We start from the raw sequence: 24,820 nt of genomic DNA on the forward strand, positions 1-24,820 counted from the left end.
CCCAGAGTATAGCATAATCCTTACAAAATATAAGTCAAGTTTGCTCAATTATAATTATTTATTAATGTTTATGATTCGTTTCACTCGAAGTAAAATTAGGAAAACATTTTCTACAGGTTTATTCAGTGCTTCTGTCATTGCTTGTTGGTAAAGTCTTAGCTGTTCCTGATATTTTTGGACGATCGCGTCTATTTCTGCTGGATCATCCGGATGTAAAATGAAATCTGTTTTAAAATCATAGATATGGAGATGATCTTTTTCTTCTAAGTATCCATCGACGATTCCGTGGATCAATAGCTCATCTTCCTGATTTGGATAGTCTTGAAATACTTCATCAGCAGAAAGCAGCATGGAAAAAGGTTGTTCCCGTTTTACGTTTTCTTTGTTGGCAATCAACTGTTGCCCAAGTTCTGTTTGAAAGAACCATATAATAGAAGAAACATCTACTTTTTTTGCGACCTTTTCGTCTATTAACCGTTTCTTTACTAATTCCTGCAACTTTTGATTGATGCTCTCTGTAGTTGGCATCTCTAATGGCAGCAATTGCAATAAAGCATGGGTAGCTGTTCCAACAGCAGCTGCCGACACTTGCCGATCTTTTTGTAAAAATTTTGGTTCTGCTAGTTGTTCTTGCGTATAACGGAATTGACGAGATGCTGCCTTTGTCTGACTACTTTCCAGAGTCAAGCGTGATTCTTGTGTATCATCTGGATCTTCGAATAATCGTTTGATCTCAGATACAGATTGATAACTTGTGGTTTGCGAAGAAGCCTGATAAGGATATTCATAGGCTAGACGTTTTTGTAACGAATCTGCTAATACAGTTTCCTTTTCTTTCACCTGCTGATCTAAGTTAACCAGTTCTTTTTCAGCAAGCAACTGTCTTTGTTCAATGATTGATTGCTGATTCATCCATGAAATGGAAAACTGTGCATTTGAATATTGAAGGAGAGAAGTCGAAACTTCTTCCTCTAAGTATTTCTGCATTTCAGGATGACGGATCAATCCGTAACCAATCCAATTCATCAAGCTGCTTCTGCCCTTCAAACGTAGCTCAGGATCAAAAACCAACTCCTCATGATCAGCTGCTTCAGACCATGTTTGGATCATTTGCTCTTTATTTTTATAGGAACCGACAATGAAAAGCTTTTGTTCTGCCCGAGTCAATCCTACATACAATTTACGCATTTCTTCCGATAACAATTTGTTTTGCTTTGCCAATTTGATGGCTTGAAATGGTAACGTATCATACAGTACCCGTGTTTCAGGATCCATATAGCGAATACCTGCTCCAAGTTTTTCTTCAAAAGCATACCGATTGCGTAAGTCTTGTAAGTTGAATTCTTTCGTCATATCTAACAAAAATACAACTGGAAATTCCAAGCCTTTACTTGCGTGGATCGTCATTACGCGAACAGCATTATCTTCTATTGAAATGACTGGTTCTGCTAAGTCTTTGTCTTTTTCTTGCATTTTTTCAATGAAACGCACGAACTGATATAATCCTCTGAAAAAACTTTGCTCGTATGCTTTGGCACGATCGACCAATGCATAAAGATTGGCTTGTCTCTGTGCCCCTGCTGGCAGACCGACCACATACTCTAGATATCCCGTCTCATAATAGATATCCCATAGCAAGTCAGTGATCGAAGAACGGCGAGCAAGTTCTCGCCAATGATCTAGTTGTTTGCCAAAATGTTCCAGCTTAACCGCTAATTCATCTTCGTTTGATGCTTGATAAGCAAGCACAGCATCATAGTAAGTATGTGCACGGTCGGCTAATCGGATACTTGCTAATTCTGGTTCAATCAAACCCACGACTGGCGAACGCAATACAGCTGCAAGCGGAATATCTTGATAGGGATTGTCAATTAATTGTAGCAACGAGATCATCGTGCGAATTTCTGTCGCTTGAAAATAATTTTGAGCATCATTCATCTCCAAAGGAATATCCAATGTTTTGAAAATCTCTAAAATTGTTAAGTTGTTCTTTTTTGTAGGTGTCAAGAGAACAATGTCTCTGTATTCTATCGGACGATCTTTCTTTGATTTTTTATCATAAATCATAAAGGAAGAATCAATCAATTGACGAATCTTCAGTCCTGTCATAAAAAGTTCGCCTTCTGTTTTGTCCTCCAGTATATCGTCAGTGGGAATCTCGATCTCTGATTCTTCCTGTTCTTTTTCATAGATCATGATTTCTGGCTCAAACTGTTCATTCTCTGGAAAGTCTGAAAATCCCTGTATCAGTTTGGCTGCTTCGTCATAATTGATTTGACCAACTGCTGGATCCATTAGTTGTTCAAAAATAAGATTCGTAAAAGAAAGGACTTCTTTTCTAGAGCGGAAGTTCTCAGCCAAAACGATCCGACGTCCGCCTTCTTTCTTTGAAAAATTCTCGTATTTCCCGATAAATAAACTAGGATCTGCTAAACGGAAAGAATAAATGGATTGTTTGACATCCCCAACCATGAACATATTTCCTTTTGTATCATCAGGTTCTCTTAGCCAGTATAAAATGGCTTCTTGTAATTGGTTCACGTCTTGATATTCATCTACCATTACTTCTTTGAATTTTTTTCGATAATGTTTTGAAGCTTCACTTGGCAGCCATGCATCTTTCGTTTTTTCTGTGAGAATCTGCAACGCTAGATGTTCCAGATCATTGAAGTCCAATACGCCTTTTTCCCGTTTACGCATACTGAAACCGTCCATAAAGCTTTGCGTGACTTTTGTCATTTCTTCGACTAACGGTAGTGCTTTTTCCGTTAATTCTTCCATTTGGCTTGGTGAAACAGGAAAGTAACTTTTACTTATCTGCTGAATCAATTTTTTTGCTTTATCCCTCATGCCCTTGACTTCATTGGATATTTCTTTCAATTCTGCTTTACGACTGCTCTTAAAAGTTGAAAAAGTCAGTTGTTCCAAACTAGCATAAGCATCTTCTAACCGATCTTGCGAGAAAGCTTCATAGATATTTTTGATCTGCTGTTGTTCTCCAGCTACTTGCTCATGCATTTTTTCTAATCCTTCACCTTGTGCTAACTGAGTCATCTGTTCATATAATTGTACACATTGGTATACATCTGCCAAAACTAAAGGACGGATTTGTTCTTGATATAATCGAGATTTCGCTAGCCCCTCAGTCAAACGATAATTAGCGCTTAACTGTTCTAGCCATTTTTTGGGGTCAGGGTTGGCACGGGCAAACTCATAAAGCGAAAATACCAGATTCGTCAAGCCGTCATCTGAACGATCATTAGAAAAATTCATTGTTAATTGGAAAAATCGTTCATCATTTTCTGCATAAAGTGCTTCTCTCAGCTCGTCCCACACATCCTCCTTCATCAAGATCGTTTCTGTTTCATCTGTTAACATGCGAAAGACCGGATCAATATCAATTAAGTAATAATAACGTCGAATAACTGTTAGACAAAAAGCATGTAAGGTTGAGATATTCGCTGTGGGCAATAAAACTAACTGCTTAGTAAAATGCTGTCTTCGTACAGGGTCGCTTTCGCTGTTGACCGCTTCTTGCAATGCCTCTTGAATTCTTTCTTTCATTTCTCTTGCAGCTGCTTCAGTAAATGTCACAATCAGTAATTCATCGATATCAAAACCCATTTTTAATTTTTCAATCACTCTTCGAACAAGCACTGTAGTTTTACCTGATCCGGCAGACGCAGAGACTAACAAATTATCTCCTTGATCGAAAATCGCCTGCCACTGATCATCTGTAAATCGTTCATTTTGCGGTTTTAAAGGAATTTGATTCACTCTTCTTCACTCCTTTTCAATATTCTGCGCAGTGCTTCTTCCTTATCTATTTTCTCCAGACGGTGGTAATTATTTTCTTTCAGCATCACATCAAACGTACAGATGCTTCTGAATGGACAAAATTCACAGGCAATTCGCTGTTTATCTTTATAAGCTGGGTTCAGTTTGATTTCTCCGGAAGTGATTGCATCTCCAGCTAACCGCATATTTTCCCGATTATGCGCCATGAACAGTTGCAGTTCTTCTTCCGTGAAAAATTTATCTTTGCTGAAACTACCTTTTTGGTATTCATCTTTCGCATTTTTTTTCACTGGATAGATCAGTGATTGTTCTTTTGCTTCCAGTGAATGATCTAGTACTTCTAAAAGAGCGGGATCATCGACAAAAACGCCATCATAACTAAATTTTTTCAATGTATTCTTCTCTACATCATCGGTCTCCGTCAATACAGGATTATGAACATGTAAATAATATGATCCTGCTGGTTTAACAGCCGCCTTTCCAGTCAAACGTACCGCATCCATCAATGCTACGTCCAGATACGTCAATAATTGCATAGCCATGCCATAATAAGCTTCTGTGACATCGAATGAACGTCCACTAGATTTGTAATCAATAACGCTTAACCAAGTATCTTCTTGTTCAGAAGCTACATCGATCCGATCGATTTTTCCTCGAACGTGGAGTTTTCCACCATTACTCAACGGTAATTCCAGACCTGTGATACCTTTTGCTCCAGCAATCTGACCAAATAAAATCTCCGTCTGAAGAGGATGCATGCCCGTATTTTTGCTCTGTTTTTGCAAAGCCCATGCTACTTTTTGGATCGTCTGTCCTAACTGATAGCGGATATAGTTCATTCTTGCGGAACTATCCAATATCTCAAACCGAAGTTCTCCGAACACTTCTTGCAGCACTTTTTCAGTAAAGTCTTTACGCTGCGCATCGGTCATATTCACTAAGGATAATTGGTTTGAAAACAGTAGCTTGAAGAAACGATCCAATGATTCATGATAAAAATCACCTGTTGCTGCTGGAGTCAAACCATAAACAGTTCGTTCTTTCAATTTCAACCCAAATTGCATGAAGTATTTGTATTCACAATTATAAAAATTCTCCATACGTGAAATCGAAGTATAAATTTCTTTTCCATAAAGCTCTTCCGCCATTTTTTCTGGCATCGAAACAGGCACATTCAAATGTTCCTGACTTTCAAAGATTTGTAAAGCAAAATTGCGCCATGAGGAATTCAGTACTAATTCTTTGAGCTTTTGCCAATGTTTTGGTACAGGTTTCTTTTCATCTAAAGCTAATCGATAAATCCTATTGACTGTATTGATTCCGCTTCTGTAAGTTCCTACATAACAATCAGGATCGCTTTCGATTGTCAAATGCTCTTTTCTCTCGACGGGAACTGATAAATATTCTGTGATTCTGCGCAAATAAGGAGACATCTTCAGTGAACCATCTGTGTCATAGCTTTGTGCATAGCTAAGATATAATCGATCCGTTCCGGAAAGAAAAACAAGGTAGGCTTGGAAAGGCTCAAAAGAGATACTTTCTTTTGATGGGTCGAATAAAAACTGTCCATCTGGCAAAGCTTGATTTAATACTTCTCGTTCTTCACTGGACAACAATCCTTTTGTTTCTTTACGGTCTGGAAACACTTGATCATTCAAACCTAATGCAAAAGTGACGGCAGCTTGATTCGGTCGAACTAATTCCAAACGGTTGATTCGCACTTGGTCGATTGCGGTAGGGATTTTACCATAACTTAGATTTTCGAGACCACTCGTAATGATTTCTTGGAACAGAGACCAGTCAAAAGCCGATTCACCATAAATGACTACATATTCATCCAGCAGATCAATCAGCGCTCCCCATGTCTGCTCATGGTTTCTTGCCGCTTCTAAGTTTCCTCTGTCTACTTCCTGATTACGCCAAAACAATAATTGTTGCTGTACACCACTTTGAATCAAAAATTGATAAAAAACATTTGCGGCCGCTTGACCTGTTTTACTTTTCTTTATTTTTTTAAAAAATGCAGGTACAGATTTCTGAAATAATCGTCTAATCGTATTTGACTGTTCTTCCAGATACTGTACGTCTTCAATCTGTTCTGCTTCAAAATCATACGCCACAAACTGCCAGTCTTTTTCACGCGTCCAGTAAGTGCCTTGATAATTATAAGCAAGTGCAACATTTTCTGTGATGTCCAATTTTTTCCTGAATTCATCTCGTTCTTGTTTCCATTCATCCAGTTCGGTTTCTGTTTCCATCGATAGGAACAATTCCGTCTTGAAAAAACGCATAATATCACTTAGTCGATAAGAATATCGGTCAAGAGCGAACAGACTGTTGACCCATTCAATCAGCGGATGATTTTCCATCATTTGTTCTTCATCGATATAAAAAGGAATCGCCATTTCTTGAAAGATTGGTCGAAGAATATTTCCATATAAGGACATATTTTTTGTCAGTACTTGGATATCACGATAACGGTAGTTTTCTTCACTGACTAGCCGTCTGATTTCAACAGCTAGCTGTCGGACTTCCTCAGTTGGATTTTCAGCTTCCCACAAATGGAGAGCCTCTTGTTCCCCTAATTTGCGGACGGTTGCTTTCTTTTGGCTGGAAGTCTCTTCCCACATCGTTTGCAGCAACTGAAGCTCTGTCGGACGATTCTGCTCTGGCGCAAAACGATCTACTAATATAGGAACTTTCCGTTCTCTCGCACTTTGAAAAAGACGGAAATAAAGCTTTCCAGTCTCATGAAAGAGCGTAAGTACTTCTGGAAGATCCGCTGTATAAGGACGATCCAACAATAAATCGACAACTAATTGCCCCTTTTCCATCATTGCCTGCAGTAATTGATACTCTTGCCCATTGATTCGGGAAAAACCGCTGACGATAAATTGGACGTTGGTGAAATCTTGTGTCTGCATATAATTTGCTAGTATAGCCAGTGCATCTTCATTTGATAGTGCACGTTCGGTCAATTCGCTGTCATAAGCTGAAAAAATCAGCTTCAAGTCTTTCATTTTAAGTTGCTGGTCTTCTGCATTCGGTGAATCACCAAATAAAAGCATCAAGTCTTCCGGTTGAATATTCCCTGTGCGCAACTCACTATAGAGTTCTTGCAATTGGCGAATAAATCCTCTTTTATTGATTTCTCCGCGAAAGATCGTTAATTCTTCCTCATGTTTTTCTAAAATCTGTCGCAAGATCATCGCAGATCCGGATTCTGATAATTCATTTCCTGTAAGAAGGGTTGTCTGTTGCAGCAAATACCAAGCCAGACGGTAAAAACTGAATACTTGAACATTTGTTGTGCTGAAAGCTTTTTTCCCGCTTCTTCTTCGCATCTCCGCTAAAATTTCTTGTTCCTGTTCGAATTTGCTGTAATTGGGAACAAGGAAAAATACTTGGTTGCTTGCATCTTGGTCGAGCCAAGCTGATGCTTCGTCAATCAAGACTTGACGGTGATCTTTTTTCCCGTTTCCAAGAATAAATTGTAAAGACATGCTTTTCCTCCTTCAACACATGATACGGTGCTTCTTTATTATATCAAAAAATACTGAACATTTGTTCTATATTCTTCAAATTATATACTTTTATGGTTCTGATATTTCTATCTTTTTTGAGTATACGCAAAAAGACAGGAATCGCTACAAATAAGCAATTCCTGTCTTTTCGTGAGTTGATTAATGGATAGATCCCATTAGTTTTTTGATTGGTTCTTTCACAGTAAATAGCAAGATACCACCGACGATTGCTACTGCACCGATAATACCGAAGTAGGCAGATTCTGTTCCTGGTGTGTAGAAGCGTGCAATTTGTGCATTGATTGCTTGTGAAGAAGCATCAGCTAAGAACCAAATAGCGATTGTTTGTGATTCAAATGCTCGTGGTGCTAATTTCGTTGTCACAGACAAACCAACTGGTGAAAGACACAATTCAGCAATAACCACGATGAAGAAACTTCCCAACAACCACAATGGACTTACTTTTCCACTTGTTCCGTAAAGCATACCTGGCAACATCAATAGTAAGTATGATAATCCTGCAAACAAAAGACCAAGAGAGAATTTCACTACTGTAGATGGTTGGCGTTTGCCAAGTTTTGTCCACATTGTTACGAATACCGGCGTCAAAATAAAGATGAAAATCGGATTCAATGATTGATACCAGCTTGCTTGGATCGTCACACCAAATAGTGTAGATTGCGTACGTTCACTAGCAAATAAAGCTAAGATAGATGAACCTTGTTCTTGTAATGACCAGAAAATGATTGCTGCAAGGAATAATGGGATATACGCCCATACTCTTGGTTTTTCTTCAGCAGTTACATCTTTTGAAGTCAACATTTTGATAAAGTAATACAACGGTAAGATAATCCCCAATGCACTGATTGTATTGACAAAAAAGTCGATTGTCAAATGACCAGTTAATTGTGCGCCACCGAATACTGCAACGATAACAACAAGTGCGATGATCAAGTTACGGATGAATCCTTTACGTTCTTCAGTTGTCAAAGGATTCGGTGGTGTTGTACCCACTCCGTCTAATGTCTTGCGCCCTTGGATGATGTATTGTAATAATCCAAAGAACATCCCAATAGCAGCTAAAGAGAACCCTAAATGGTAGTTATATTCTTGACCGATTGTCCCAACGATTAGTGGTGCTAATAACGCCCCTAAGTTGACACCCATGTAAAAAATCGAAAATCCTGCATCTCTTCGCAAATCAGTCTTTGAATAAAGATGTCCGACCATGCCAGAAACGTTCGGTTTCAAAAAGGCGGTTCCAATAATGATCAATGCCATTGAAACAAATAATGTACTTACACCAAATGGTAAAGCCAAGACGATGTGTCCAAGCATAATGAAGACTCCACCAAAGAATACAGTGCGTTTTGCTCCTAACACTCGGTCAGATACCCATCCGCCGACGATACTAGACATGTAGATCAGAGATCCGTATATCGACATGATAGCTAATGCTGTTGCTCGTGGTAATCCAAGTCCCCCGTTGGCAACTGTATCGTACATATAATAGATAAGTAATGCACGCATACCATAATAACTAAATCGTTCCCACATCTCAGTGAAGAACAAAGTTGACAATCCCTTCGGCTGCCCGAAGAAGCCCTTGTCTTGCTGTTTTTCCATAATCTATACCCCAATTCTTTAAATTTTCAGAAAATATTATACATCTTTACCGAAAAATTTAACTAAAAAACTTATTTAAGAAATATAAACTAATTTTCTATAAAAACAAGTAATTTTTAATGGCAATATCATAAAAAAAAGAAGATAGAGATTTAATAATTATATATCAGACCGTTTTTTCAAATAAGCAAAAATTCCTCAAACACAACAATGAAAGCGATAACCAAGAAAATCCTTTTCTAACGATTTCCCTTATCAAAATTGTTTTTTGAACTTCGCTTATTTTTTGTGAGCATATCTATTTACTTACTTTTTGTAAGATGATATACTTCATTTCGTAATCAATTAAAAAAATGCAAAACGCAAATCAAAGGAGAAATTTTATTATGACAACTTTTACTGACACTTTAAAAAACCGCCGTTCAATCTATCATCTAGGACGTAACGTTTCACTTTCTAATGAAGAATTGACAGCTTTGATCAAAGAAGCAATTAAAGAAAGCCCAACTGCTTTCAATGCTCAATCAACACGCGCAGTTATTCTTTTCGGAGATGCACATGAAAAACTTTGGGAAATCACTGAAGAAGCACTTCGCCCATTGACTCCAGCAGAAGCTTTTCCAAATACACAAAACAAATTAGCTGGTTTCAAAAATGGTTATGGTACAGTATTATTCTTCAAAGATACTGACGTGGTAAAAGGTCTACAAGAACAATTTGAATTATATGCAGACAACTTCCCAGATTGGTCAGAACAATCAAACGGAATCGCAACAGCGAACACTTGGGTAGCATTAGTTGATAAAGGATTGGGCGCAAACTTGCAACATTACAACCCAGTTATTGACGAAGCAGTTGCAAAAGAATGGAATATCCCTTCAAACTGGAAACTACGTTCACAATTAGTATTCGGTTCACCAGAAACACCAGCTGGGGAAAAAGAATATATGAACGATGCAGATCGCTTCCGTGTATTCGGATAATTTTACTTGAAAAAAACAGAGGTTGTGACAAACATCTTGTCGTAACCTCTGTTTTTTATTCTGGATCGATCATAATATCAATCTCCGCCTCATCGTTCAAGCGTTGGGACAAAAATGGAACTAATTCTTCTAATGATGCAGAAAATTTCAGCATTGGTCCCCGCCATCCGTTTCGGAAAAAATTCATTTTTACAATTTTAGAACCTTTTGGTTGGTACAACACGATTTTATTTATTTCAGAAAAAGGAACACCTTTTTTATCAAAGCTATTCAAGACAAGCCCTTCTTCTGTAATTCCTCGACTGTCCAACAAAAAACTAATAAAAATCATCGCTGACAAAATCCCTTTTGCCAATTCATCTGCTGTAGGCTGACTGATGAGTGTGTACCAAACGACTAGTACTACTAAGAATGGTATGACCAAGTAAACCCATCGATTCCGAACAGTCCGATAAATAATTTCTTTTCGAACCAGCCAAAGAAATAAGAACATAACAACAACGAATAAAAACAATAGAACCGTAAAAAATGTTACCATGACAACTCGCCTCGCTTTTTCTTCTCCTGAAAACAGGAAAAGAATACTGATTTACCTTCTCAAAGAAATTGGACTTGCAGCACGCCGCACGTCCAATTATTTTCTTTATTCAAATGTATCATATTTTGCAACAACCATGCTTGCTTTTTCATCTAATAACTCTTGATCCTCTGCAGCACATTGGGCAACTTTGACCACGGCACAGTTTGTCATTTTTGATACAACTTCACCAATGACCGTTTTTGTAAAGCCAATTGGTTTGCATGCATATTGCTCTCCTAAATTAATCATTTCTTCCGTCATCAAAATCCTCCTAAACTGCTGGAACTTTTCTCCATATTACAACTGATATTTTTTGGAGATTTAATTATTTGATTTTTTGTTTACAGTCAAAAATCAACCTTACAGGCATTATAGCGTACTGTTTTCGTTTTCACAATTAAAACAGCTGTTGTATCTAGAAGAATTTTTTCTAGAATAATAAATAATATTCCTCAAAAACTGATTATTTCTTACATATTTAAATAAAATACTTCCCTTCCCAATAAAAATACACTTATAATAGGAAAGATAAACAGCTGAAAAGGGAGATTTCCAATGAAGAAAAAAACATTAAAAAAACTATTGTTTCTAGGAGGTACAGCTACTCTTTTATTAAGCGGTACAAGTTATTACCTACATATCCATTCTCCAGAACATACAATGAATACTACACAAAAAAGTTCAACACAAAAAACGAAAAAGACAAAAGAGAAAGCAGAAGTTTTGCTAGATGTTCCATTAGAGAGCCAGTTTGACTCTCCTTCTCTAGAAAATGGCTGCGAGGTCACTTCGCTTTCCATGCTTTTATCTTTTTATGGTTATGAAACGACTAAAAACCAGTTAGCTGAACAATTGGATTACGTCCCTGTTTTCAATGCAGACGGGACTCACGGCGATCCTAATGAAGGATTTGTTGGAGATATCAGTGGCGGAGACGGGGCTATGGGCGTCTATGTTCCTCCTGTTGCCTCTCTTGCTCAACAAATCGTCCAAACGGATTATCATACTTTTCCAAAAACAGACGCTCAACTAGATGATATCAAAAAAGCTCTATCTAAAGGAAATCCTGTATGGACTTCCGTGACTATCAATTTTGAAGTCCCTGATGAAACTGATTTTATGACTTGGACAACAAACAACGGAGAAGTAAGAGTCACTCCACTTGTTCATGCTTGTGTAGTCACTGGATACGACAAAGAAAATATTTACGTCAACGACCCCTATGGCGTAAAAAATCGAGCAGTACCGATCAATGATTTTTCGGCTATTTTCACTGCAATGGGTGGACAAATGCTAACTTTGGAGAAAAGCTAGTAATTAAAGTAAAAATCCCTTATACTCTAGATACCGAACCTTTGAAGGGAGCACAGATAATGGAAAAATTCACTCATAAAAAAATGGATCCAAATGAAATTCCGATTATTTTTGTCCGTGACCGCAAAGGAAATGTTCAAGGTAAAGTTTCTATTAATGAGTGGAACAAACGGCGCAGACCTGCTACCATCAATGAACTAGAAATCAAACTGTATCGTCAAGCTCTTGTCTATTATGGGGACCAAGAGTATGGAAAAGCAATCGATTTATTAAAATTTCTGATCGCTCGAACGGAGTACACCCACTTTGAATATATCGAACGTTTAGCAAACATTTACCATATCATGAATGAACCTGTCAAAGAATATCACTTGCTTGACTCCGTCTTGTCAGTAGCAGAGCGGATTGCCCTTCCTGCTGGATTGGAAAAGAAACTGGTGCGCCGCCTTTTACGAGTAAAACAACAACTATCTGATCAAGAAAAATAACTTGCGTTTTTTTAGAAAAGTGCTATGATTATTTTGTTGAATAAATGGGATGTAGCCAAACTGGTAAGGCACTTGACTCTGAATCAAGCAATTGTAGGTTCGAACCCTGCCATCCCAATTTGATGGACTTGTTGATAAAAAATGAACCCCTGAAAAAAGATTAATCTTTTTTCAGGGGTTTTTGGAATATTTTTATTATTTATTATATAGTTTACATAATTTTATTATAATTAACAATTAAATCTGTAGCACTCATACAGTAAATTTAGCCAATAATTGCTAATGCTTTTTCCGGAACTTTTTCTCTAGGAACTTCTTCATACGTTTCTATGTGCGCTCCTTTATTGCTGATTTTCAAATAATGATTTTCTTTTAACACAGAAAGTCCATTAAATTCAATTGTACGCTCTTCCCCATCGACATTAGCAGCTTTTTGAACATACCTTGCAGTTCCATGTTCATTTACTTCCTCTGGTTTTTGTGTTTTTACATAGACCTCACCTTTTTCAACTAATGGATTTAGTTGATCAAGTATACCAGGGATTTCCCCGTAACTTCCTTCAGTATAGTATTTCAGTCCAAATAGCAAAATACCACTAATCGCCGCCAATCCTATCAAATATTTAATCACTTTCATCTTTCTACCTCCTTGTTATATATTCAGTATATGGGGCAATTAGAAAAATTCCATCCGACCTAAGTTGGAGATTTTTCTCCTACTTTAGAAGCGAGACACAAGTGTTTTTTTAGTAAAAATGATCGTTATTTGATATTATGGAGGTGTGGATAATGTAGTTTTTCTCACTTTATCCATGTTAAAAAATCAAGTTGATGGCAAAGGATGTGTTCAAAATGAATCAAGAAGAATTATTTCAAAAAGTCAAGGAAATGATAAAAGGCGGCAACTTCGACGGCGCAAAACGATTTATCGAAGAACATAAAGAACAACTAGGTCCTTACAAAGAGAAAGCACAAAATCTTCTAAAAGACGTAAATATCGACAGTGTGAAAGACAAATTCAAAAATCTATTTAATAAGTAGGAATTTTCATTTCTGGAACACCGGGAATCAGAAGTTGTGAAAGAGACGTTCAGCCTTATTGCCGATAGGCTGTCTCTTGAACACCGTTTGTCCAGAAGAAGGGACTGTGACACGATTTTTGTCACAGTCCCTTCTTCTTTCTGAATCATCCTTACTAAAATAAGCGTGTTGGATCATAATGATAAGTCACATTGCCGTTCAGCGATGCTTTTCCTACCACATATTTACGATTCTCCAATTTCAGCCATGCTTCTCGAAAAGCCATCAATTCTTCTCTTTTTACATCAATTTTTTCGATTTTTCCATCAATCAAATCTTGGATAAGTTGTTCATATGGATTCATTTTTTTCCTCCATTTGCTGTTAATCAATAAGTTGTAAAAATAGGTTCATATGCCTTTTTAGTATCCAGATCTTCTCTGACTTTGACTGTCGTATAAATGATTTTTTCTACTGGGATACTATAATAACTACCTTCACCGTTACTGAATCGGTGAACGTCTTTCTTTGCTAAAATACCATTGATTTTATTCGTCAGTACACGTTGTTCGACACTATTGCTTACAACATAGTAAATCACCCGAATATTATTGATTAAATGCAAATCGATTTCTAACACTACATGATCCATGAAAATTCCACTCCTTCTTTCACTTTGATTATAGCAATTTTCCCCTATAAATTCAAAAACAATACATATTTTACTGGATAAATCCATAGAACTGCTTGCGCCTTCACGCACAAAGTGTTATTTTGTATCTTGGACTTTATTTATTGGAGGCAATAGTATGATTGCGATCGGTCAGTTCGTTTTTTATATTCCTTTTTTTATTATGCTAAGCATTCTTTTCTATTACATAAAATGGACGAAAAAGAGGTTTTCAGTTTTACTGGCCTCTTTACCTGCCGTATATTTTACTTATCAGATTTTTTCTTTTAGACATTGGGAAACAACATCTGTATTAGTGATACACATCATCGAATTGACGCTTGCAGTAGTTTTTCTAATCATTTGGATTTATTTTTTATATAAAAATCAGAATTGAATCCTAGCAGTTTCAAAAGAAAACGATTAAAGATCAGCAGAGATTTGCTGTATCTTTAATCGTTTTTTTCTATTCTGTGATACCAAAAAAATGTTTGAATCGGTGAAGAAGCGTTCCTTGTTTTAATTCTACAAATTCTTGTGCAATCGGATATTTTTCTTCCAAATTTTCTTTGTTCTTTTCAATCAGACTTTTTGCTTCTTCATATTTTTTATCTGCACATAATACTTTTACTTCCTGTAAAACTTTTCCTGCTTCCATTTACCTCACCCTCTTGCCTTTTTTATGGCTTTAAGTTTGATTTAAGCTATACGCATTATTCTATATTCATCCCAAATAACCTTTTTTCATTTTTTACTCCTCGAACCAGTCAGTTTTCTAAAGACTGATTGGTTCGTCTTTTTTATTTTTCATCCATTTTATGCTGCTCTTCTGCTAATTTGTCTAATGCTTTGAGGGATGTGACGGTTTTCGCATAATCATAGCTGTATAATTCTGTAAATTTATCAGGCAGAACAAACCACGCTGGATGGTAGCCGTTCGCAGTGATTGGGAATCCTTTGTCTTGTTGATTATCTCCATCCCACCTTACAGCAACACCTTTTTTTCCTTTCCACTTTATTAAAGCAATCGAGTATCCTTTTTTTGTTTGTGTGCCGTCTTCAATAATTGCTAAAATTTCTATTTTTTCTTTTGGTGCACGAACTTCTTGAGGGCGAACCATTTTCTATTCCTCCCTTATCTAATTACTTCACAACCAATACACTGCAAGGGGCATGTGAAACGACATAAGAAGCGGTCGATCCTACTAGTGCTTGTTGTATCGCTCCTTTTCCTGTCGCTCCCATAACAATCAAATCAATATTTTCTTGTCCAGGGATGACATTGGCAATCAAATTTCTTGGATCTCCAGTTTCAACTATTGCATGGATCTCAGCAATACCGAACTCTTTGGCATCATTGATTTTTTTCAGCATGGCTACTTCTGTTGTTTGTTTTTCATCTGCATAGATTTTTGAAAAGGCATAGGCACTATGGGTCAGCTCAACTTTGTTGATGATTGACACGATAAATAAGTGGGCTTCATTGTCCTTTGCTAAGTCAAGGGCTTCAGCGAACGCTTTGATCGATTGTCTTGATCCGTCAACTGCTACCATGATGTTCTGGTATCTCTTACTCATTGGAACCGCCTCCTTTTTCTTTTATTGTAACATCTCAAGCAAAAATACAAAAAATATACGCAATGTGTAAATAAAATGATGATTAATAGCAATTTTTTTCAAGTTATTTATACATTTCTGTTCTCATCAGAACTCTTGTTCTAAACCTATTATTTCTGCATTATGTGAATTTCCTCATCATTTTTCACATGAGATGAACATCATTCTGTTACAAAAAACGTGGATTTGTCATAAATTGTCATGCTTCTTTTACCTATGAAATATTTTCACGTGTTAAAGTATTCCTCGTTGAACACAACAAATAAAACTTTTTAACGAATAAAGGAGATTTTTCATGACATCACTTAAAACTTTACTTTTTGGAACAACTTTGGCTGCCGGTGCTGCATTCTTCATGGGAACGACTGCTCATGCGGACGAAGCTTATACCGTTCAATCAGGTGATACTCTATCAACGATTTCTCAAAAATACGTTGGTGACAACTCCTTGATCAATGCCATTGCAGAATCAAATTCAATTTCTGACATTAACCTGATCTACTCAGGACAACAATTAACGATTCCAACAGAAGGCTCTACACAAGCAGCTGCTGAACCTCAAGCAGCCGTTCAAGAAGCACCAGTCCAAGCTGAACCTGTTCAAGCTGAACAACCTGTTGTACAAGAAACGGTTCAAACGGAAACACAAGCAGCCCCTGTTGCTGAAACACAATCTGCTACAACAGAAACAACGGCAACAAGCACGAATGCTGCAAAAGAATGGATCGCACAAAAAGAATCAAGCGGTTCTTACACAGCAACGAACGGACGTTACATCGGACGTTACCAATTAGATTCTTCTTACTTGAATGGTGATTACTCTGCTGCGAACCAAGAAAAAGTGGCAGAACAATATGTTGCTTCACGTTATGGTTCTTGGGAAGCTGCGAAAGCATTCTGGGAAGCAAACGGTTGGTACTAAGATTCATTATTTGAACGTTTAAACACATTCAAAATAGGAAGAGGCCATGCGAAAGAATACATCGCATGGCCTCTTTTTGAGTTGTTTTGTCACATTAGAGCGAGTTTTTTGCTCATCTATTACTTCTATGACTTTCTTACCGAAATCTATTTTATATCAGATTTTATAAAAAAATACCGATGGGATCTCTCCCTCGACATCTTTTCTCAGTATATATAAAAATTATGCGGCTAAGAAGATTCGAACTTCCACGAGGTCGCCCTCACTAGCGCCTGAAGCTAGCGCGTCTGCCAATTCCGCCATAGCCGCATCATATGTTCTAGTTTAGGATTACATTTGTTTTTTGTCAAGAACATATTTTTTGTTCTTTTTTATCTCTACGCGTTTTCCCTCTTGCAACCAATACAAATAGTTCATCCGAATAACTCCATCATCTATTGAAGGGCGATAAAAAAATTCTGTTTTTTCCATAAGCTCAATTTCACTTTTCAGAAAATTGGTCACATGATGCGGGACGCTGTCGATGCAAACATAGACATAGTCAACAGCACGAATTCTTTCAAATAGTGCTTTCTCCCCGTACTCATATGCATCGATTCTTTCGACAGTTTCTACATATTTCTGCAATCCTTTTACGAATCCTTTTATTTGTTTGTTCCCGATCACAGCAATTTTGAGTGATGATGCCCACTTTTCAGCGTCTATGCTCAATTGCTTTTTACTTGACTGTTTAGATTTTTGTCTTGTTCTCTTTAGATATTTGTCGCTTCTTCTTTTTGACTTATTCTGTTCAACGATAGGATAGCAATACCTTAGATATACTGGACCGTCTACTATTTTTTGATGTACTCGTACTGCTATGCCATCTGTTAAAAGATCTTTGCGTTTAAAGCTCTCTTCTACTATCAGTGGTCTTCTTTGCTCCGTATTGACCTCATAGAAATAAATGTTGTCCTCTTCTATTTCTACAAAACCATAAAAAATATTTGTTTCTTGATACTGCAAATTATTCGCTTGTTGTTCAAAGATCCATTGATACCTATTGAACAGCTTGTTCAGCTGATTGAACTTATAAAATGATTGGGTATCTAACTGTTGGATCAATGCATGGATCAGATTTTGTTTTTTCTTTGCTAATTGTTCTGTTTGTCGCTGGTTGACTTTATACAACTGTTGCAGTTCTTGTTTTTTCTTCTCCATGATTTTCAGATACGTAGCATTTCTATTTGAAAGCTTTTCTAATTTCTTGTTCAGTCGATCATTTCTTTTCTTTAATAAACCTGACGCTTTATGTATGCTCTCTAGATAATGTTGCATTTGGCTATTTTTTTGCAGCAAATAAATGATGATCTGGTTACGTTTTTGGAGTTCCTGAAGTGCGTGATTATCTGTATCCCAGCCCACTTCTTCTAATTTTTGATACAATAGTTCTGTTTTCCTCTGCTGTTCGATGGCTTTTTGTCTCATCTCTTCTTTTTCTACTTTTGCTTGTTGGTGCTGTCGTTCGAGTTGCTGTGACAGCTCTCTGATGTGTTTCTTGTCCTCTCTTCTTTTCTTGCTCACAGTAGCTACTTGTTTTTTTGCTTTACTCAATTCTTGCTTCAATTGATTCATTTCATTGTTTAAACGAACGATTCTGGGATCGGTAGCTATTTTATTTTGCTGCTTTTTCTTCGTTTCTTTGTTCTTCTTTTTCTCTCGATTCAGCTGTTTTTGCTGCATTTTCTCCAACAACTGTCTTCTTCTTTCGTTTTGATACTGATCATTTTTTGCTTCTGTTTGCCGCCATCCTTCTGGAATTCTTTTATAACCGCTAAAGTAGTTCACGAGATCTCCTTTCTAGTGATCATAAGCAACGGACGAAAAAACTTTAAAAATAACACATTTATTAAAAATTCAATTTATCTTGAACTTTCAATATCAATCAATAAGATCATTTTTAAAAGATAACGAGGATTCATCTATTATAAAAACAATACAATAAATAACAAAAATCTGCAATCATTTATTTTGTTAAATTATTCTTAATACGATACATCACAAAAAAATAAAAATAAGAATGGCTATTCGCCAAAATAGTGCTATAGTAGAAAAAATATGTTTACTTAGGAAGAGGCGGATTCGATGAAATTGATCAAACTATGGGAAGCAGATTTGGAGAAAGCTTATCGGCTGCAAACTAGCTTCGGACCAAACGAGAATGGATTTATCAACAGTGCTTATGGCTATACACTTGCTGAATTTTTAGATTATGTAAAAAAATGCGAAAACACTTCTTTAGGTATTGATCTTCCTGAGAATTACGTTCCCGCAACCGTCTTTATTTTGGAAAATGATGGACATGAGTATGTAGGAATTTTTAATCTGCGCCATAAACTGAACGAATCATTAAGAAACGGCGCTGGCCATATCGGTTACGGCATCTCCCCTGACTATCGTAAAAAAGGATATGCAACACAAGGTTTAGCATTAGTACTACAAGAGGCAAAAAAAATCGGCATCGATGAGGCACTTTTGTCTGTAAATAAAAAAAATCTTGGCAGTCTTAAGGCGCAGCAAAAAAATGGGGCCACGATTTATCGTGAAGATGAGAAAGAATACTATACGAAAATCAAATTGATGTAAAAAATATGGATGGCAAAAGAAAAGAGATTTGAATGTCCTTTATCAATAGAACACATTTATTTGATTAACTTCTAATATAGCAGACAAAATTTTATAAACAAAAAAACCTCTTATCTCTTTTCTTCTAGAAAGGATAAAAGGTTTTTTGTTTTTACTATTTGCTTCTCATAGCTAGTCAGTCAAGATCCCTATCGAATCCCCAACGCAATCCGTGCATAACGGCTCATCTTATCGGTCGTCCATGCGGGATACCAGACAAGTTTTACTTCTGCTTTCGTTACTTCTGGTACTTCTTTCAATGCGTCATGGATAGATTCTGTTAAAATATCGGCTAGTGGACAGCCCATAGTTGTTAGCGTCATTTTGATGACTGTTTCTCCGTTTTCAGGATTGAATTCTATATCATAAATCAAGCCTAAGTTGACAATATCGATTCCTAATTCAGGATCGATCACCATTTCCAAGGCAGCAAGAATACGTTCTTTGATCAGTTCTATTTCTTGCGCAGACCGTTCTTGGTTTGCTTCGCTCATCGTACGACACTCCTTAACACGATTTTTATTTATCATACTCTTTTTTTAACTACTTGTAAATGAGAATTTAGAAGGAAGATTCTCGTTTAAATTTATAAAATGTCCTTATTAGATGGGATACATTAAATTCATTCTAAATAAAACTGATTCCTCATTTTTTTTGTGAACGATTTTTTATTTCTGGCAACACACCTGTTGTTCGATACATTTTTTGTTCGTTTTCATTTGCAAATCGGCCAAATACTGAATGAGTTGGTAAAATATTGATAAATGCATCGTCGTCGATTTCATGAACGATCTGATCAAGATCATACATTTCATAGCGGGTGATGACCATCATGATCATATTTCCTTGTTTTTTTGAATAGCCACCGACAGACGGAAGCAATGTCATTCCACGTACCATCCGTTTCGCTAGTTCTTCTGTTACCTCTTCCGGTTTGACGGTCACGATCATCGCTGTTACTTTTTGATGACTCGTATGGATGGCATCAATCACTTGAGTCATTGCATAAATGGAAATAATCGTATACAAGGCACTTTCCCAGTTAAAGAAGAAGCCTGCGATGACTACAATGATCCCATTTAGAATCAGCATGTAATTTCCGACTGTTTTTCCAGTTGTTTGTGAAAGCACAAGAGAGATGATGTCCATTCCCCCAGTTGTAAAGCCCATTTTTAAAGATAACCCTACGCCAAGACCTAATAAAACACCGCCTACTAAGGCATTCATCAAAATATTATCAGTGATCTGTCCGACTGGAAGTAGCATCGTCATCACTGATACGCATACAACGTTCACAAAACTAAGGATCGTTGCTCGTTTTCCTACTTTGAGGAACCCTAATACAAACACAGGGATATTCAAAATAAAAATAAATGTTCCTGTGTCTACCTTGATATGAAACCATTCATATAAAAGCGAGGAAATGATTTGAGCGATCCCATTCATCCCTGCAGAAAAGACATTGGCTGGAATCAAAAAATAATTTAAAGCGACCGCAGCGGTCAATCCGGTTATCAAAATAACCACTATTTTTTTTAATCTTTCATTTTTATGATACGCAGTCATAATTTTGCTCACAAGCACCTCTCCTCTACTTTGTTATTCCAAATGTAAGAATAACAGTTTATCTATTAAAATAAAATACTTCGAACTCAAATGAGAAGAATTTTAGCAAACAAGTAAGAATCTGCCCCATTCCTATGATAAGATAGATGTATAGTAAACTTATACGTATATCAGGAGGGTTCTTATGGCAAAAGATGCTAGCTTCGACATTGTATCAGAAGTCAATACAGAAGAAGTAAAAAATGCGATTCAGCAAACAACAAAAGAATTGACTAATCGATTTGACTTCAAGGATTCTACGGTAGAAATCAAATTAGAGAACAGCAATCTAGTTGTCTTGAGCGATGATGATTTCAAAATCGAACAGATCAAAGATGTATTATTTGGTAAGTTGATCAAAAGAAATGTGCCAATCAAAAATATCCATTTTTCCGAATCGGAACACGCGCTAGGTGGCAAAGCTCGTCAAACTGCCGATCTTGTCAACGGAATCGATCGTGAAAACGCGAAAAAAATCACTACAGCTATCAAAAATGAAAAACTGAAAGTAAAAGCACAAATCCAAGAAGATCAGATTAGAGTGACAGGTAAAAACCGTGATGATCTTCAAGCTGTGATTGCTTTATTACGTAAACTTGACTTACCAATCGAGTTGCAATTCACTAACTATCGTTAATGAAAAAAACGAGGCTGACATCTGTCATCCCTCGTTTTTTTGATTTACTGCTTCTTTGGATGACCAAAAACGCTGTATTCCTTCTTCCAATTCTCCAACACTTCGTACTTCTCTTGCTGTTTGCCAATGTTGTGGGAATAAACGTCGATAAGAAAAACGAGCAAATCGTTGATCTGCCAATACTACGATTCCTTGATCCGCCATGCCACGAATCACTCGACCACCAGCTTGCAAGACTTTGTTCATTCCAGGAAGCTGATAAGCGTAAGCAAATCCAAGGTGTTCCTTCTCATCATAATATGATTTGATCAGTTCCTGCTCATGATTCATCTGCGGCAAACCTACACCTACAATCATACTGCCGATCAATCGGTTCCCTCTCAAATCGATTCCTTCTGAAAAAATCCCACCAAGTACACAAAATCCTATCAATGTTTCATCGGGATCTGCTTGGAATTTTGCTAAAAATCGTTCGCGTTCTTCTTCATTCATGTCCGTTTCTTGAATCAGCACATCGCTGTCAGGATATTGCTGTTTGAATGCTTCCGCCGCAAGGTCTAAATATTGATAAGAAGGAAAGAAAACGAAATAATTTCCGACCTTTCCATCAGCAAAAGCATGGATTGTCTCAACTAATTGTGCCAGACTTTGTTTCCTTTTTCGATAAGTCGTCTCTAAGTAATTTGCGATGAAAACTTGCTGGTTTCCTTCTGGAAAAGGACTCGGCAGTTTGTAAGCGAGACTTTTTTGTCCGCCCAGTGTTTCCTGATAATAAGATAGGGGTGAAAAACTCGCAGAAAAAAGGATACTGCTTCTTCCTTTATCCAACGAATGCTCAAGAAACAAGCTTGGATCAATACAAAACTCTTTTACTATCAGATCGCGATACGTTTTTTCGACCGTTGTTTCATAGTGATCATCATAAAATTCACTGACCTTCAAAAAATGAAGCAAATCAAAATAATAAGGAAGCAATTGTTCTTGTGATGGATGCTCAGGAAATTCTGCTAGCCATTCTTTGATTTTTTCGCTTAATTGATAACCTGCCTTTACTAAAGATTCAGCCGGTGCTTTTTGATGATGATAATCCCAATGATCTTCTTTTGCTATTTCTCGGATCGAATCAAATTCTTTCAATAGTTTGTTGAAACGACGATGGAGTTTTTTGAATTCCTTTGGTATAGCTTCCTTACTTCGTTTCGTTTTTTCATAAGATAGTTCTGCCGAATACATCTCTCGGGAACGATTCACCAAATTATGTGCCTCATCAATCAAAAACAGATAATCCTCGTTTTTTTCATCTTCAAAAAAACGTCTTAAATAAACAGTGGGATCAAACAAATAATTGTAATCCCCAATGATCACGTCGCACCAGATACTGACATCTAATGATAGTTCGAAAGGACAAAGTGTATGCTTCCTTGCATAAGTTTCGATGACTTCTCGAGTGATCTGATTCTCATGATTCAAAAGATCCCATAATCCTTCGTTGATACGATTGTAATAACCATTGGCATACGGGCACTGATCTGGATTACAGGTCGTCTCATCTAAAAAGCAGATCTTATCTTTAGCCGTCAAAGTGACACTTTTTATTTCAGCTCCAGTATCTTTTAATGCTGTCATGGCATCTTCAGCTACTTGTCTAGTTATTGTTTTGGCCGTTAGATAAAAAATCTTTTCTCCCTCTTCTTCCCCTACAGCTTTCAAAGCGGGGAATAACGTAGAGATTGTTTTTCCAGTTCCGGTAGGTGCTTCTACAAACAATTTCTGTTTCGTACGGATTGTTTTATAAGCAGCTACTGCTAGTTCACGCTGGCCTTTCCTATACTCATCATGGGGAAATTTCAAAGCCATCAAAGAGGCATTGCGTACAGTACGCCAGTTTTCTTGAAAAACAAGCCATTCTTTATAATCTTCAGTCAGTTTTTTAAAAAAAATTTCTAACTGCTCTCTTGTCTGATGTTCGACCTTTCTCGTAATCACTTCTTCTGCCGTCTGAAAGTAAGTCAACTGCAGATTTATTTCTTGTAAATCATGCTCTTGACTATAGATATAGGCGTATACCCTTGCTTGATGAAAGAAAAGTTCCACTTGTTCTGGTTCTAAATCTTCAAATCGTGGTTCGGAGGTTTTGATTTCATCTATATAATAAATACCGTCTCTTTTGAAAATACCGTCTGCACGGCCTTCAACGATCAGGTGATATTCATCTAATGGAACTGTTGTTTTTAAAAAAACTTCTTTTTCATAGTCTTCTCCCGCATCTTTTTGGAGCTTGCGGTGGATTCTTGCTCCTTCCAATGCAGTATGGCTACTTTTTTTACGATTGTCGATACTTCCACGTCGCAAAATAAATTCTACTAAGTGCCGCACAGATATTTTTGACTGTTTGATCATTTCCACCACCTCTTTCTCTCTAAGATTACCTGAAAAAGCCTAGTTTAGCAAAAAGAGCTCTCTTTTCAAGCATAAAAAAAACACCCTGCTGATTAGGCAGGGATATAGGATATAGAATTTGGATTTTTGGATGAGTCTAATGTAACAAGGACATATTAAAATGCTATGAAAACTTACTTTCCTTCTCTTTAGAATATCCAAATACTTTTCATATAGTCTGATAATTCAGATAAGTAAAGAGAAATAAGTACCTGTTTTTGTTTCCTAGCAATGAATGCGTTATACTAATGGATGAAAGAAGTTTTGGCTATCAAGGAGGAATGCACATGCATATCGAAAGATTAAAAACAGGAATGATTGAAGAAAACTGTTATTTGGTCTACAACGAAGAAGCACTTTTGATCATTGACCCTGGAGAAGATGCGGAACAAATCAAACAAGAAATCAAAAAAACAAACCAACAACCGGTAGCGATTTTACTTACCCATACCCACTATGATCATATTGGTGCAGTAGAACCCTTACGCGCATATTATCAAATCCCGGTGTATGTCAGCCCACTAGAACAAAAATGGCTAGGTGATCCGATTTTGAACCTTTCTGGACTCGGACGACATGATGATATTGCTGATATTATTGTCTCGCCTGCAGAATATGAATTTGAAATGAAAACTTATACTTTAGGAAACATGTCTTTTCGTGTGGTCCCTACTCCAGGGCACTCCATCGGAAGCGTTAGCTTTATTTTTGATGATTTTGTCGTTTCTGGCGACGCCCTATTTAGAGGAAGTATCGGTAGAACCGATCTGTATACAGGAAATTTAGAACAATTACTTCACAGTATTCGGACCCAGCTGTTTGTTTTACCTGATGAATTTGCAGTCTATCCAGGACATGGTGATGCAACAACGATTGAACAGGAAAAAAGGACAAATCCTTTTTTCAATCGTTAAAAATGATTTAGGAGGAGAAT

At 36.9% G+C, this 24,820-nt stretch carries 24 protein-coding genes and 2 tRNA genes; 10 read left to right on the forward strand and 16 right to left on the reverse strand.

The genetic code is table 11. From position 1 onward, the window contains the following. Positions 1-54: 54 nt before the first annotated feature. The 3 genes from addA to AC1F25_RS04780 all read right to left on the reverse strand — a co-directional run bounded on the left by addA (position 55) and on the right by AC1F25_RS04780 (position 8,948). Positions 55-3,777 carry a helicase-exonuclease AddAB subunit AddA gene (gene addA, locus AC1F25_RS04770; RefSeq protein WP_479994298.1) on the reverse strand — a complete coding sequence of 1,241 codons (3,723 nt, stop codon included), beginning with the start codon at positions 3,775-3,777 and terminating at the stop codon, positions 55-57. Next, entirely contained in the window at positions 3,774-7,301 is a 3,528-nt protein-coding gene (locus AC1F25_RS04775; RefSeq protein ID WP_002309421.1) for a PD-(D/E)XK nuclease family protein, read from the reverse strand. The genes addA and AC1F25_RS04775 overlap by 4 nt, the downstream gene beginning before the upstream one ends. A 180-nt stretch (positions 7,302-7,481) precedes the next feature. Beyond that, a complete protein-coding gene (locus AC1F25_RS04780) occupies positions 7,482-8,948 on the reverse strand; it encodes a peptide MFS transporter (protein WP_002335031.1) in 1,467 nt (488 codons plus the stop codon). A 386-nt stretch (positions 8,949-9,334) separates the two neighbouring features. On the opposite strand from AC1F25_RS04780, the gene AC1F25_RS04785 reads away from it, so the two are divergent. Further along, complete coding sequence (locus AC1F25_RS04785) at positions 9,335-9,931, forward strand: nitroreductase family protein (RefSeq protein WP_002309425.1); 597 nt, start codon at positions 9,335-9,337, stop codon at positions 9,929-9,931. Positions 9,932-9,986: 55 nt separating this feature from the next. Here AC1F25_RS04785 and AC1F25_RS04790 read toward each other — a convergent pair whose 3' ends face one another. Both AC1F25_RS04790 and AC1F25_RS04795 read right to left on the reverse strand, forming a co-directional pair. After that, positions 9,987-10,469, reverse strand: a complete 483-nt coding sequence (locus AC1F25_RS04790; protein WP_002292941.1) for a hypothetical protein — start codon at positions 10,467-10,469, stop codon at positions 9,987-9,989. A gap of 105 nt (positions 10,470-10,574) precedes the next feature. Further along, positions 10,575-10,772 (reverse strand): hypothetical protein, encoded by a 198-nt coding sequence (locus AC1F25_RS04795; RefSeq protein WP_002288059.1) that lies wholly within the window; start codon positions 10,770-10,772, stop codon positions 10,575-10,577. A 294-nt stretch (positions 10,773-11,066) separates the two neighbouring features. On the opposite strand from AC1F25_RS04795, the gene AC1F25_RS04800 reads away from it, so the two are divergent. From AC1F25_RS04800 to AC1F25_RS04810, 3 genes are all read left to right on the forward strand, one after another. After that, entirely contained in the window at positions 11,067-11,825 is a 759-nt protein-coding gene (locus AC1F25_RS04800; protein WP_479994299.1) for a C39 family peptidase, read from the forward strand. Positions 11,826-11,884: 59 nt separating this feature from the next. Next, the gene (locus tag AC1F25_RS04805) at positions 11,885-12,313 is read left to right on the forward strand and encodes a hypothetical protein (RefSeq protein WP_151669099.1); all 429 of its coding nucleotides are present in this window, start codon (positions 11,885-11,887) and stop codon (positions 12,311-12,313) included. A gap of 45 nt (positions 12,314-12,358) precedes the next feature. Continuing rightward, a tRNA-Gln gene (locus AC1F25_RS04810) sits at positions 12,359-12,431 on the forward strand. Between the two features lie 147 nt (positions 12,432-12,578). Here the strand turns inward: AC1F25_RS04810 and AC1F25_RS04815 are convergent. Further along, a complete protein-coding gene (locus AC1F25_RS04815; protein WP_002292938.1) occupies positions 12,579-12,950 on the reverse strand; it encodes a YxeA family protein in 372 nt (123 codons plus the stop codon). Positions 12,951-13,165: 215 nt separating this feature from the next. On the opposite strand from AC1F25_RS04815, the gene AC1F25_RS04820 reads away from it, so the two are divergent. Next, positions 13,166-13,354: a hypothetical protein gene (locus AC1F25_RS04820; protein WP_002292937.1), complete on the forward strand. Its 189-nt coding sequence runs from the start codon at positions 13,166-13,168 to the stop codon at positions 13,352-13,354. A 154-nt stretch (positions 13,355-13,508) separates the two neighbouring features. Here the strand turns inward: AC1F25_RS04820 and AC1F25_RS04825 are convergent, their stop codons facing one another. Together AC1F25_RS04825 and AC1F25_RS04830 are read right to left on the reverse strand one after the other, a co-directional pair. Then, positions 13,509-13,697, reverse strand: a complete 189-nt coding sequence (locus tag AC1F25_RS04825; protein ID WP_002288067.1) for a hypothetical protein — start codon at positions 13,695-13,697, stop codon at positions 13,509-13,511. A 23-nt stretch (positions 13,698-13,720) separates the two neighbouring features. Continuing rightward, positions 13,721-13,984 (reverse strand): hypothetical protein, encoded by a 264-nt coding sequence (locus tag AC1F25_RS04830; protein ID WP_479994300.1) that lies wholly within the window; start codon positions 13,982-13,984, stop codon positions 13,721-13,723. Between the two features lie 157 nt (positions 13,985-14,141). On the opposite strand from AC1F25_RS04830, the gene AC1F25_RS04835 reads away from it, so the two are divergent. After that, positions 14,142-14,399 carry a glucose uptake protein gene (locus AC1F25_RS04835; RefSeq protein WP_479994301.1) on the forward strand — a complete coding sequence of 86 codons (258 nt, stop codon included), beginning with the start codon at positions 14,142-14,144 and terminating at the stop codon, positions 14,397-14,399. A gap of 69 nt (positions 14,400-14,468) precedes the next feature. Here the strand turns inward: AC1F25_RS04835 and AC1F25_RS04840 are convergent, their stop codons facing one another. The 3 genes from AC1F25_RS04840 to AC1F25_RS04850 all read right to left on the reverse strand — a co-directional run bounded on the left by AC1F25_RS04840 (position 14,469) and on the right by AC1F25_RS04850 (position 15,580). After that, positions 14,469-14,660 (reverse strand): hypothetical protein, encoded by a 192-nt coding sequence (locus AC1F25_RS04840; protein WP_002292933.1) that lies wholly within the window; start codon positions 14,658-14,660, stop codon positions 14,469-14,471. 142 nt (positions 14,661-14,802) lie between these two features. After that, positions 14,803-15,123 (reverse strand): hypothetical protein, encoded by a 321-nt coding sequence (locus tag AC1F25_RS04845; protein WP_002292931.1) that lies wholly within the window; start codon positions 15,121-15,123, stop codon positions 14,803-14,805. A 22-nt stretch (positions 15,124-15,145) separates the two neighbouring features. Beyond that, on the reverse strand, positions 15,146-15,580 hold the full coding sequence (locus AC1F25_RS04850) for a universal stress protein (RefSeq protein ID WP_479994302.1): 435 nt from the start codon (positions 15,578-15,580) through the stop codon (positions 15,146-15,148). A 334-nt stretch (positions 15,581-15,914) separates the two neighbouring features. On the opposite strand from AC1F25_RS04850, the gene apf reads away from it, so the two are divergent. After that, positions 15,915-16,541, forward strand: coding sequence for an aggregation-promoting factor (gene apf / locus AC1F25_RS04855; RefSeq protein WP_002310878.1), 627 nt, complete (start codon positions 15,915-15,917; stop codon positions 16,539-16,541). 225 nt (positions 16,542-16,766) lie between these two features. Here the strand turns inward: apf and AC1F25_RS04860 are convergent. Further along, positions 16,767-16,850 (reverse strand) — tRNA-Leu (locus AC1F25_RS04860). Between the two features lie 21 nt (positions 16,851-16,871). Continuing rightward, the gene (locus tag AC1F25_RS04865) at positions 16,872-18,368 is read right to left on the reverse strand and encodes a hypothetical protein (RefSeq protein WP_479994303.1); all 1,497 of its coding nucleotides are present in this window, start codon (positions 18,366-18,368) and stop codon (positions 16,872-16,874) included. 297 nt (positions 18,369-18,665) lie between these two features. On the opposite strand from AC1F25_RS04865, the gene AC1F25_RS04870 reads away from it, so the two are divergent. Continuing rightward, positions 18,666-19,166 (forward strand): GNAT family N-acetyltransferase, encoded by a 501-nt coding sequence (locus tag AC1F25_RS04870; protein ID WP_002292172.1) that lies wholly within the window; start codon positions 18,666-18,668, stop codon positions 19,164-19,166. A 188-nt stretch (positions 19,167-19,354) separates the two neighbouring features. Here the strand turns inward: AC1F25_RS04870 and AC1F25_RS04875 are convergent, their stop codons facing one another. After that, on the reverse strand, positions 19,355-19,699 hold the full coding sequence (locus AC1F25_RS04875; protein ID WP_002292174.1) for a metal-sulfur cluster assembly factor: 345 nt from the start codon (positions 19,697-19,699) through the stop codon (positions 19,355-19,357). 151 nt (positions 19,700-19,850) lie between these two features. Then, on the reverse strand, positions 19,851-20,771 hold the full coding sequence (locus AC1F25_RS04880) for a YitT family protein (RefSeq protein ID WP_002316215.1): 921 nt from the start codon (positions 20,769-20,771) through the stop codon (positions 19,851-19,853). A 184-nt stretch (positions 20,772-20,955) separates the two neighbouring features. On the opposite strand from AC1F25_RS04880, the gene AC1F25_RS04885 reads away from it, so the two are divergent. Then, on the forward strand, positions 20,956-21,447 hold the full coding sequence (locus tag AC1F25_RS04885; protein WP_002309430.1) for a YajQ family cyclic di-GMP-binding protein: 492 nt from the start codon (positions 20,956-20,958) through the stop codon (positions 21,445-21,447). 24 nt (positions 21,448-21,471) lie between these two features. Here the strand turns inward: AC1F25_RS04885 and AC1F25_RS04890 are convergent, their stop codons facing one another. Beyond that, entirely contained in the window at positions 21,472-23,847 is a 2,376-nt protein-coding gene (locus AC1F25_RS04890; RefSeq protein ID WP_151668691.1) for an ATP-dependent DNA helicase, read from the reverse strand. A gap of 326 nt (positions 23,848-24,173) precedes the next feature. On the opposite strand from AC1F25_RS04890, the gene AC1F25_RS04895 reads away from it, so the two are divergent. Then, a complete protein-coding gene (locus AC1F25_RS04895; protein WP_002292180.1) occupies positions 24,174-24,800 on the forward strand; it encodes an MBL fold metallo-hydrolase in 627 nt (208 codons plus the stop codon). Positions 24,801-24,820 lie beyond the last annotated feature (20 nt).

Source organism: Enterococcus sp. M-BR2 (assembly GCF_056612775.1).

What these genes read in the sequence shown, in the direction of transcription:
- AC1F25_RS04775 (WP_002309421.1), bottom strand. Translation starts at nt 7,301, where the DNA reads ATGTCTTTACAATTTATTCTTGGAAACGGGAAAAAAGATCACCGTCAA.
- AC1F25_RS04780 (WP_002335031.1), bottom strand. Translation starts at nt 8,948, where the DNA reads ATGGAAAAACAGCAAGACAAGGGCTTCTTCGGGCAGCCGAAGGGATTG.
- AC1F25_RS04785 (WP_002309425.1), top strand. Translation starts at nt 9,335, where the DNA reads ATGACAACTTTTACTGACACTTTAAAAAACCGCCGTTCAATCTATCAT.
- AC1F25_RS04790 (WP_002292941.1), bottom strand. Translation starts at nt 10,469, where the DNA reads ATGGTAACATTTTTTACGGTTCTATTGTTTTTATTCGTTGTTGTTATG.
- AC1F25_RS04795 (WP_002288059.1), bottom strand. Translation starts at nt 10,772, where the DNA reads ATGACGGAAGAAATGATTAATTTAGGAGAGCAATATGCATGCAAACCA.
- AC1F25_RS04800 (WP_479994299.1), top strand. Translation starts at nt 11,067, where the DNA reads ATGAAGAAAAAAACATTAAAAAAACTATTGTTTCTAGGAGGTACAGCT.
- AC1F25_RS04805 (WP_151669099.1), top strand. Translation starts at nt 11,885, where the DNA reads ATGGAAAAATTCACTCATAAAAAAATGGATCCAAATGAAATTCCGATT.
- AC1F25_RS04815 (WP_002292938.1), bottom strand. Translation starts at nt 12,950, where the DNA reads ATGAAAGTGATTAAATATTTGATAGGATTGGCGGCGATTAGTGGTATT.
- AC1F25_RS04820 (WP_002292937.1), top strand. Translation starts at nt 13,166, where the DNA reads ATGAATCAAGAAGAATTATTTCAAAAAGTCAAGGAAATGATAAAAGGC.
- AC1F25_RS04825 (WP_002288067.1), bottom strand. Translation starts at nt 13,697, where the DNA reads ATGAATCCATATGAACAACTTATCCAAGATTTGATTGATGGAAAAATC.
- AC1F25_RS04830 (WP_479994300.1), bottom strand. Translation starts at nt 13,984, where the DNA reads ATGGATCATGTAGTGTTAGAAATCGATTTGCATTTAATCAATAATATT.
- AC1F25_RS04835 (WP_479994301.1), top strand. Translation starts at nt 14,142, where the DNA reads ATGATTGCGATCGGTCAGTTCGTTTTTTATATTCCTTTTTTTATTATG.
- AC1F25_RS04840 (WP_002292933.1), bottom strand. Translation starts at nt 14,660, where the DNA reads ATGGAAGCAGGAAAAGTTTTACAGGAAGTAAAAGTATTATGTGCAGAT.
- AC1F25_RS04845 (WP_002292931.1), bottom strand. Translation starts at nt 15,123, where the DNA reads ATGGTTCGCCCTCAAGAAGTTCGTGCACCAAAAGAAAAAATAGAAATT.
- AC1F25_RS04850 (WP_479994302.1), bottom strand. Translation starts at nt 15,580, where the DNA reads ATGAGTAAGAGATACCAGAACATCATGGTAGCAGTTGACGGATCAAGA.
- apf (WP_002310878.1), top strand. Translation starts at nt 15,915, where the DNA reads ATGACATCACTTAAAACTTTACTTTTTGGAACAACTTTGGCTGCCGGT.
- AC1F25_RS04870 (WP_002292172.1), top strand. Translation starts at nt 18,666, where the DNA reads ATGAAATTGATCAAACTATGGGAAGCAGATTTGGAGAAAGCTTATCGG.
- AC1F25_RS04875 (WP_002292174.1), bottom strand. Translation starts at nt 19,699, where the DNA reads ATGAGCGAAGCAAACCAAGAACGGTCTGCGCAAGAAATAGAACTGATC.
- AC1F25_RS04880 (WP_002316215.1), bottom strand. Translation starts at nt 20,771, where the DNA reads ATGACTGCGTATCATAAAAATGAAAGATTAAAAAAAATAGTGGTTATT.
- AC1F25_RS04885 (WP_002309430.1), top strand. Translation starts at nt 20,956, where the DNA reads ATGGCAAAAGATGCTAGCTTCGACATTGTATCAGAAGTCAATACAGAA.
- AC1F25_RS04890 (WP_151668691.1), bottom strand. Translation starts at nt 23,847, where the DNA reads ATGATCAAACAGTCAAAAATATCTGTGCGGCACTTAGTAGAATTTATT.
- AC1F25_RS04895 (WP_002292180.1), top strand. Translation starts at nt 24,174, where the DNA reads ATGCATATCGAAAGATTAAAAACAGGAATGATTGAAGAAAACTGTTAT.